The organism is Hydrococcus rivularis NIES-593 (assembly GCF_001904635.1).
Classification (GTDB): Bacteria; Cyanobacteriota; Cyanobacteriia; order Cyanobacteriales; family Microcystaceae; genus Hydrococcus; species Hydrococcus rivularis.
Genome location: NZ_MRCB01000063.1, coordinates 1 through 8,535, shown reverse-complemented (window position 1 = coordinate 8,535; position 8,535 = coordinate 1). Strand labels below are relative to the sequence as shown.

The 8,535-nt window shown below is 44.7% G+C and carries 10 protein-coding genes; 4 read left to right on the top strand and 6 right to left on the bottom strand.

Annotated features, from left to right (window positions below; translation table 11 throughout):
- Positions 1 to 125: 125 nt before the first annotated feature.
- Positions 126 to 1,259 (bottom strand): ABC transporter permease, encoded by a 1,134-nt coding sequence (locus NIES593_RS23080; protein WP_073601798.1) that lies wholly within the window; start codon positions 1,257 to 1,259, stop codon positions 126 to 128.
- A gap of 65 nt (positions 1,260 to 1,324) precedes the next feature.
- Between NIES593_RS23080 and NIES593_RS23075 the strand changes: the two genes are divergently transcribed.
- Positions 1,325 to 2,428, top strand: a complete 1,104-nt coding sequence (locus tag NIES593_RS23075) for an NAD(P)/FAD-dependent oxidoreductase (RefSeq protein ID WP_073601797.1) — start codon at positions 1,325 to 1,327, stop codon at positions 2,426 to 2,428.
- A gap of 44 nt (positions 2,429 to 2,472) precedes the next feature.
- Entirely contained in the window at positions 2,473 to 2,805 is a 333-nt protein-coding gene (locus NIES593_RS23070; protein ID WP_073601796.1) for a four-helix bundle copper-binding protein, read from the top strand.
- A 183-nt stretch (positions 2,806 to 2,988) separates the two neighbouring features.
- Here NIES593_RS23070 and NIES593_RS23065 read toward each other — a convergent pair whose 3' ends face one another.
- The 5 genes from NIES593_RS23065 to nrtS form a co-directional block, all read right to left on the bottom strand.
- Positions 2,989 to 3,408 carry a hypothetical protein gene (locus tag NIES593_RS23065; RefSeq protein ID WP_139253795.1) on the bottom strand — a complete coding sequence of 140 codons (420 nt, stop codon included), beginning with the start codon at positions 3,406 to 3,408 and terminating at the stop codon, positions 2,989 to 2,991.
- A gap of 73 nt (positions 3,409 to 3,481) precedes the next feature.
- Entirely contained in the window at positions 3,482 to 4,027 is a 546-nt protein-coding gene (locus NIES593_RS23060; protein WP_245817723.1) for a DUF2808 domain-containing protein, read from the bottom strand.
- Positions 4,028 to 4,425: 398 nt separating this feature from the next.
- Positions 4,426 to 5,187 (bottom strand): anti-sigma factor, encoded by a 762-nt coding sequence (locus NIES593_RS23055; RefSeq protein ID WP_073601793.1) that lies wholly within the window; start codon positions 5,185 to 5,187, stop codon positions 4,426 to 4,428.
- A gap of 2 nt (positions 5,188 to 5,189) precedes the next feature.
- Positions 5,190 to 5,744: a sigma-70 family RNA polymerase sigma factor gene (locus NIES593_RS23050; RefSeq protein WP_073601792.1), complete on the bottom strand. Its 555-nt coding sequence runs from the start codon at positions 5,742 to 5,744 to the stop codon at positions 5,190 to 5,192.
- A gap of 156 nt (positions 5,745 to 5,900) precedes the next feature.
- The gene (gene nrtS / locus NIES593_RS23045; protein ID WP_073601791.1) at positions 5,901 to 6,083 is read right to left on the bottom strand and encodes a nitrate/nitrite transporter NrtS; all 183 of its coding nucleotides are present in this window, start codon (positions 6,081 to 6,083) and stop codon (positions 5,901 to 5,903) included.
- A gap of 294 nt (positions 6,084 to 6,377) precedes the next feature.
- Here nrtS and arsM point away from each other — a divergent pair, with 294 nt between their 5' ends.
- Both arsM and arsS read left to right on the top strand, forming a co-directional pair.
- Positions 6,378 to 7,346: an arsenosugar biosynthesis arsenite methyltransferase ArsM gene (gene arsM / locus NIES593_RS23040; protein WP_073601790.1), complete on the top strand. Its 969-nt coding sequence runs from the start codon at positions 6,378 to 6,380 to the stop codon at positions 7,344 to 7,346.
- 97 nt (positions 7,347 to 7,443) lie between these two features.
- Positions 7,444 to 8,457, top strand: a complete 1,014-nt coding sequence (gene arsS / locus NIES593_RS23035; protein WP_073601789.1) for an arsenosugar biosynthesis radical SAM (seleno)protein ArsS — start codon at positions 7,444 to 7,446, stop codon at positions 8,455 to 8,457.
- Positions 8,458 to 8,535 lie beyond the last annotated feature (78 nt).

The window sequence follows — 8,535 nt, the reverse complement described above, 5'->3', positions numbered from 1 at the left end:
GTTTAAACCTTATCAAGCTTGAGTAGATATTTGTCTACAAAATTAGTAACTATTATATTAAATAATATTAAAAAGACTTTTCAGATATCCTCTAAAGAGCGATCGCTTTGTCATCTTCAATTTTCTTATTCTCTTCTCTGTAAACTTCTCGGATCGAGGGCATCTCTCAAACCATCGCCGAGCAAATTAAATGCCAACACGGTCAAAATAATTAGTATCGCTGGAGGCCAAATTAGCCAAGGCTGTAGCACGATAATTGAAGCATTGGTCGATAGCGAAAGAAGATTGCCCCAACTGGGATCGGGTTGCTGGATGCCTAACCCAATGAGACTCAAAACGGATTCAGCAACGATAAATCCTGGCACTGCCAGAGTTGCTGAAATAATAATGTAACTAGCAGTCTGAGGCAATACATGCTGGATGATAATGTAAAGCGGTTTTGCTCCCATTGCCCGCGCAGCTTGGATGAATTCTTGTTCTTTGAGCGAAAGAACCTGCCCTCGGATCACCCTTGCTAGTCCAGACCAACTGATAAAGGAAGTAATTAGAACGATCAGCAAAAAGCGTTGGGCACTCGATAAACCAGGCGGCAAAACCGCCGCTAGGGCAACGAGCAAATAAATCCCAGGAATCGTCATCAAGACTTCAACCAGTCGCATTAAAGAAACGTCCAGCCAGCCGCCAAAATAGCCAGAAATCCCACCAATGAGCATTCCCAAGGGAAAAGAAATCACAATTCCAACCAAACCAATAAAAAGACTGATCCTACCGCCAAAAACGAGACGGCTGAATTCATCTCGTCCTTGTTCGTCGGTTCCGAGTATATTTATCTTACCTTTCCCTTCTGTTCCGAATAGGTGTCTATCAAAGGGAATGCCAGGGAACAGTTCGACTTCTTCAAAGGTAGGGGGTAAAGGAAGCTGAATTTGAAATAATCTATAGGAATCCCCTTTCGCAAACAGGCGCACGGGCGAAGGGTTTTTATAATCTATTATTAACTTACGATCGCCTGTTTCTAAGTCGGTTTGACTTTGAGTTGTCGGATAAACGTGAGGTCCTATCCACTGTCCTTGCTGGGAACCTTCCTGAATGCGCCAATAAATTTTGGTGGGTGGCAACAAAGAACCATCTGTTTGAGAGGCGTAAGGATTATAAGGGGCAACGAAATCGGCAAAAATGACTGCCAAATAAAAAATTAGCAGTAAAATCGCCCCAAAACGAGCTAGAGGATTGTTCTTGAGTTTTTGCCACCAGTTCACGACAGCCTCCCAAAAGTTGCAAAGCTTCTTTGCTCATTTACTGTAGCGTACTAATCTCACTTATTATGAATCAAGTAGTAATTATTGGATGCGGTGTCGTTGGAGGCGCGATCGCTTACGAACTCAGTCGAGTACCGGGATTAAAGATTGCGCTCCTCGACGAAAAGGTTCCTGCCTCCGGTTCTACTGGTGCTGCCCTTGGCGTTCTCATGGGGGCAATTAGTCACAAAATCAAAGGGAGAGCGTGGCAGTTGCGTCAAGCAAGCTTGGAACGCTATGAAACTCTAATTCCAGAATTAGAATCCCTCACGGGCATGCAAATCCCCTTTAATCGGCAAGGAATTGTCATGCTGCGTTTGGCTGGGGAAGAATTAGAAAGGTGGGAGAAATTGCGCGAAATTCGGCGTTCTCAAGGGTGGGAATTAGAAATATGGGATTTGACACGCCTTCAGGCAAAATGTCCCCAAATCCAATCTGAAGAAATTATCGGTGCTGTTTATTCTCCCTGCGATCGCCAGGTGAATCCTACCACCCTGACTCAAGCTTTAGTCGCAGGAGCGTCTAGAAATGGCGTTAACTGTCATTTTGGAGTTAAAATTCAAAAAATCGCGATAACCGACCCCGATGGCTCAAATATGCGTCGCTGCGATCGCGTTTACATTGAGGATGAAGCCTTAGATGTCGATTGGTTGGTTATTGCAGCGGGCTTGGGATCTACCCCGCTAACCGCTTCTTTAACAAAATCTGTAGACGTGCGTCCTGTATTGGGACAAGCATTGCAACTCAAGCTTAACAAACCTTTGGGCAACCCAGATTTTCAACCCGTCATTACTGGGGACGATCTCCATATCGTGCCGATTGACAACGGCGAATATTGGGTGGGTGCGACAGTAGAGTTCCCCGACGAGACGGGAGAAGTTATTGCCAAACCCGCCGCCTTAGAAAAAGTCAGACAAGTGGCGATTTCTTTTTGTCCGACTTTAGCTGAGGCAAAAATCGTTCGTACCTGGTTCGGAAAACGTCCTCGCCCAGAAGGAGAACCTGCACCGATTATTGGTCAATTACCCGGTTATGGCAATGTGCTACTGGCTACAGGTCACTATCGCAATGGGGTTTTACTGGCACCTGCGACAGCATTGGCGATTCGGGAAACGATTTGCAAGCAGTAACTCAATCTGTATCCTTTTAGAGCGAGACTTGGGCAAACATTACTATGCCTCATCAAGAGTATCAAACTAGTATTGACGCAGCAATTCATTGTGCTTACGAGTGCGAACATTGTGCCGACGAATGCTTAGGCAGTATGCCAGAATGTGTACGTCTTTGCCGAGACTGCGCTCAAATTTGCTGGACGATCGCAGGTTTTATGAGTCGCTCTTCGCGCTTTATTTCCAATGTCGTTCGTTCTTGTATTGATATCTGCGAAGCTTGTGCTAGTGAGTGCGAAAAACATGACAACGAACACTGTCAAAACTGTGCTAGATCTTGTCGGACAGCAGTAGAAGCATATCGGAAAGTAGCTGGCGTTGCCGCAGCACGAGCCTAGTCTCATCCCAAACGTTTAATCTTCGGGCAAGGTATTCCTTGCCTTTTTGTTTTAACAAGTTGGAAAATAAGAGCGATCGCATCCCAGACAAATTTCCAGAAGATTTCCGATCTTACTTGTCTGGCAAGCTTTAGCCTAGCTCGAAGAGTAGCGTAGGGGAAGAACTGCGCTACCTTCTAAAAACTAACGGCGTAAATTGTAATTCTGCTCTAGTTCTCCAATCCAATTAGGATGAGCAAAATCAACAATGCGATACTCTCCATCCTCCTCCTCGACCAAAACATCAGCACCAACTTTATTGACACGCCGATAGAGATATCGGTTCGGATGCGTGCCGCTAAAGAGCCTTCCATCTTCGAGCTTTACCGATAAAATATCCCCAGTTTGACCGACTACAGTACCGAAGAGATAATCAGAAAACTCTAGCTGCGATTCTCCTTTGTAGGTATCATGTCCTCGCAGTTGGCTGAGAAGGTGGTGAGTTCTATCAAATGTAGGGATTTGTTGAGTGGTGGGGTCAGCCAACACCGGAGCGGATAAGATTGCCCCTAAAGATAATAACGGTAGCGCACGAATCAAAACTTTCAGATTTTTCAATAACATAATCATCCTCCTGGGAGAGAAAAAGACTCTCCCTGTTTGTGAATTTTTTGATTTCGTTGAAGAGATAGTTTTTCTAGTTTCCTCTATCAAAAGCGAGGCGACCCGATCCCAAATACAAACCAGGACTACCTTCACCCACTGGATAAGCGGTGACACCAAACAAATAAATCCCTGCCAAATTAGGATTGCGTTTTGCCTTAAGAACAACCGTTACAGTTTTACCTGGAGGGACGGGAGGAGCGAAAACGACGGTAACATCGCCGTTAGCGGACTGGGAGCCACCAATGCTTGCTAGGGGCATTTCAGTACCGCCAGCAAAACTATCGCCTTCAAAGGCACGACTTTTACTGACTTCAAACTCGATTGGACTGCGACCCTGACGTTGGGAAATGGTAACGGCTTGCAGAGGTTCTCCAGCATTTTCTGGTACCTTAATTGTGAAATGATAAGCCGCTCCCGACATTCCTGCCTGATTAAAATTAGTGGCGGCTCGAATTAGCTCTGGAGATCGCTCAAAAGTCGTCCGTCCATTACCAAGGGGAAAAGAAAGAGCAGGTAGGACGAACAGAGAACTAGACAGCAGAACTAGAGTACCAGCACCTAGCAGCTGAGCGGTCATTGGTTGCAACCTCGATCGAGTAATAATTCTAGACATTTTTCTAACCTCCATAGGAGACTGGTCAACGACAGCACCATCACTGAGACTGCGTTGAGGTTTTTAAAGAATTTGAACGACTACTGACTTCCCTCTTGAAAATTTCTCATCAAACACGGGCTTTAATCTTTCATTTGATGTGGTTAGAGATACTCCGCCGTGAGACGGCGGAGCCTCCTCTAACTTCGTGAAATCCTAGCTTCGCGAATTTAAATACTGGGAAGACAATAAAACCGAGCAGGTAGCCTGACGGAGTGTAAATCTTTAAATCTCTTTAGGCTCTCTTTACCTCTATTACGAAGCTGCTCTTTTAAAAGGATTTAACTTCAGCTAAAGTTTACAAATTTCATTAAAGAAAAATCTTACAGCGATATACCCCCTGTCATCACCGTTTCTCCGGTAGGATAAGAGAGTTTTTCTGATGGCTCGACAGTAATAACAACTGAAGAAGAATTCGACATCTCAGCATCTAGTGGGAGTTTCACCAATACTCTTCCTTGAGAGTCGGCATTAAATTCACCGCAATAAATTTTTTGACCGTCAGCAACTCCCCACAATCGATAAATCTTGCTTTTGGGTAGAGGAGTCAAATTCTGGAGAGTCACAACAATCGCTTCCGACTGGGGAACGACCACCAAACTTCCAGAAGCGGCAGGAGTTGCCTTCGTTCCTTTTAGCGATAGCAATCGGTTTTGAGGCTGACGCAGTAGGGCGATCGCGTCTTGATAGCGGGATAGTTCAGCTTGAGTAGCAACGACCTGCTGGTGTAAGCGATAACTATAGAAGCCGAGTCCGACGACAACGAAAGTAGCAACACTCCCGACAACGTTACGCCAAGCGGTTAGTCTCCTTCCAACCCGGCTTGACGTTGAAGCAGTCGAACTGGCAACCGCTCCCGATGCAGTCTGTAAGATTTGAGATCCTAACGTCGGGGGTAACTCCGCTTCTGGCAACGCTAAAGGAAACAGAGCTAACGTTTTTTGTAAGCGGTTTACTTCGGCTTTTAATTCGGGATGAGATTCCAATAGCTGATTAACCGAAGCGACTTCTTCGCTCGTCAGGTCTCCCAGAACATAACTGGCTAAAAGTTCTTTGATTTCTTCTGAGTCCCGAAAGTCTACCATTGCTACTCCACTAAATCTTGCAATATTTCTCTGAGCTTTAACAAACCCTTGCGCTTATAGGTTTTCACAGTTCCTATGGGCATATTTAATTTTTCAGAAATTTCTGATTGACTCAAACCGTCATAGTACGCCATCTCTAGAACCTGCTGCTGGTTGGCTGGCAGTTCGGCAAGTGCCTCGCGGACGCGACAGGATATTTCTTTAAGAGCTACCTTCTCCATCAAAGTACTGCCACTCTCAGGGGGAAAACTGTGAAACCATCGTTGAATACGTTGCCATTGGGCACGGATCTGACGGTGGCGATCGATCGCCTTCGATCTCGTTAGAGTCGTCAGAAAAACCAGCATCGAACCCCGCTTGGAGTCATAAGTACCACCGCCCCAGAGATAAAGAAACACTTCTTGGGTTAGGTCTTCAGCTTCTTGGGCATTGCCTAGCATTCGCAGTGCCACTCGGTAAACGACTTCTCCATAGCGCTCGTACAGGATGCCCAAGGCTAACAAGTTTCCCGATCGCAAAGCTTGAAATATCTCTGTATCCGTCTGATTGGACAACATCATTTAGACCTGGGTCTTGACATAAAAGCAAGAAATACATCTAGCTTTTTAAATTGAAAAATCTATTTGAGTTTGGCTTCAATAGTGATACGAAGCTAACGTAAAAAAGGATGTGGTTAAATTTCACCGCAGTTCTGTTGCTCCCAAATTCCTGTTTTAGTGCCTCTTGCTTCGACTCGTGCATTGACCGTGAATGCTAACAAAATAAGGAACTATATAGGTTAAACCACCAGAAAACCAGCGATCTCGATTCATTTGATCTTTGATTAGCGCCGATCCATGATTAATGGTAAATAGAATCGAGCCAACCACCGCAGAAACCTTTAATGCTGTCGGCATCAGGTCTTTATCGAAAAGGCACAAACAAAATTCTCTTAGAGGCTTCATGTCTCCAATTGGGATAACAATTTTTATTTAGATAAGGTACATAACTTAAATATCGCACCCTCGTGGGGGCAAGTTTCTGCTCAAAGTAGGTAAATCCTTTTTAGCGTTAGCTTCGTATCACCTAATATAGAACCCAATGCGCGGTCTTGGGAGAAGGCGATCGCACGATATACGGTCTGTTGTTCCCTGTTGGCTGCGATCGCCTTCTCCTTAAAGATTGAAAAAACCGATCTGCCAAGGATGTAAATGACCTATCTCGAAACAACTGCCCAATTTTATAGCGAAGTCGCTCAAACACCACAAGTCGGTTTGTGTTGCGTCCAAAGTAATTCTCTGCAACTGCCCGAACTTAAGATTCCGCAACCGATGCAGGAGATGAACTATGGCTGCGGTACAATGGTGCGTCCTGCCGAACTCGCTAATGCCCCAACTGTTCTTTATGTAGGGGTTGGCGGTGGACTGGAAGCCCTGCAATTCGCTTATTTTTCCCGCCGTCGGGGGACAGTAATTGCCGTCGATCCAGTGATGGCGATGCGGGAAGCGGCGATTCGTAACCTAGAACTTGCCGCCCAAGAAAATGCCTGGTTTGACCCTGAATTTGTCGAGATTCGAGATGGAGATGCATTTTTTCTCTCTGTGGCTGATGCTTCCGTCGATGTAGTGGCACAGAATTGTCTGTTTAATATTTTCAAACCAAAAGATTTGCACTTAGCTTTAAAAGAAGCTTTTCGAGTCTTAAAGCCAAACGGACGCTTACTAATGAGCGATCCCATTGCTACTCGTCCGATTCCCGAACACCTACAACAAGACGAACGACTGCGGGCGATGTGTCTATCGGGAGCACTAACCTACGTTCAGTACATCGAACATCTCGTCAACGCGGGATTTGGTCAGATAGAAATTCGATCGCGTCGTCCTTACCGTCTTTTAGATTGCCAAAGCTATGGGTTAAAAGAGCATTTGCTCCTAGAAAGTCTCGATACGGTTTCCTATAAAGTCTCCATTCCTGAAGATGGTCCTTGCATTTTTACTGGGAAGACGGCTATTTATGCCGGAGGAGAACCGATTTTCGATGACGGAGCCGGACATTTTCTACAACGAGGCATTTCTGCTGCTGTATGCGATAAAACTGCCGCGAAACTAGCAGCATCATTTCCTGAAGATATCCTGATTACTGATTCGACTTGGCACTACGACGGTGGCGGTTGCTGTTAGTTGTTTCCAGCGTTTTTGCAATCGCTGCCCGATTCAGCGATCTTACCTACTGGATTTTGCCTTGTTAATTGCTCGATCGGTTAGTCATAGGTGAAACATGAGTTCCCAAAAAGTAATCAATGCTCCTTTAGATTCAGCCATCACACCTTTTAGAAAAAAGCTGAATTCGACTTTGACTAAAAAGCCAATTACTGTCTTACAAATTAATTTAGGAAAACGCTGCAATCTTTCCTGTCGCCACTGTCATGTAGAAGCAAGTCCAAAACGGACTGAAGAACTTTCTCCAGAAGTTTGTCACCAGCTAATCGAACTCATTCATCGATTCCCTCAAATTCAAATTGTAGACCTCACGGGGGGCGCTCCCGAAATGCTCTATGGCTTTGAGCCAATCGTCGAAGCAGCACGAGTCAAGGGCAAACAAGTTATCGTGCGCTCTAACTTAACTATTTATTATGAAAAAGGGTTCGGTCACATTCCAGAATACTGCGCTCGACATCAACTGAGAATTGTTGCTTCCCTTCCCTGCTATCTTGCCGATAATGTCGATAAAATGCGCGGTATAGGGGTTTATAATGCTTCAATTCACGCTCTTCAATGGCTAAATCGTCTCGGTTATGGTCGAGATCCCAATTTAGTTCTGGATTTGGTCTATAATCCTCAAATTCCTTCTTCAGATAATTTTGCTTTGACTCCCAATCAAGAAATACTGGAACGCGATTACAAAGAGTTTTTATATAAACATTTTGACATTTCATTTAACAATTTGTTCGCGATTACCAACTTACCTCTTGGTAGGACTAAATTTCATTTAAAACACAAGAAATTGTACAAACCTTATTTGCACTTTTTAGAGTCTCATTTCAATTCCAGTACAGTCGAGCATTTAATGTGTCGCAATGAACTTTCGATTGATTATCTAGGTAATGTCTACGACTGCGACTTTAACCAGATGGCGAATCTTCCGGCAAAAACTCGCAACGGCGAGACGCTAACGGTTGCCAAGCTGCTAGAAGCTGGCACTTTAGACCTAATTGACGAAATACGGACTGCACCTTACTGTTATGGCTGTACGGCTGGATGTGGTTCTAGTTGTGGTGGCAGTTTGGTTTAAAGTTAGGAATTGCGAACTCGTGACTTTAGAGGAAACAGTAACTGAAAGAATTTCAATTATCATTCCGGTTCTCAATGA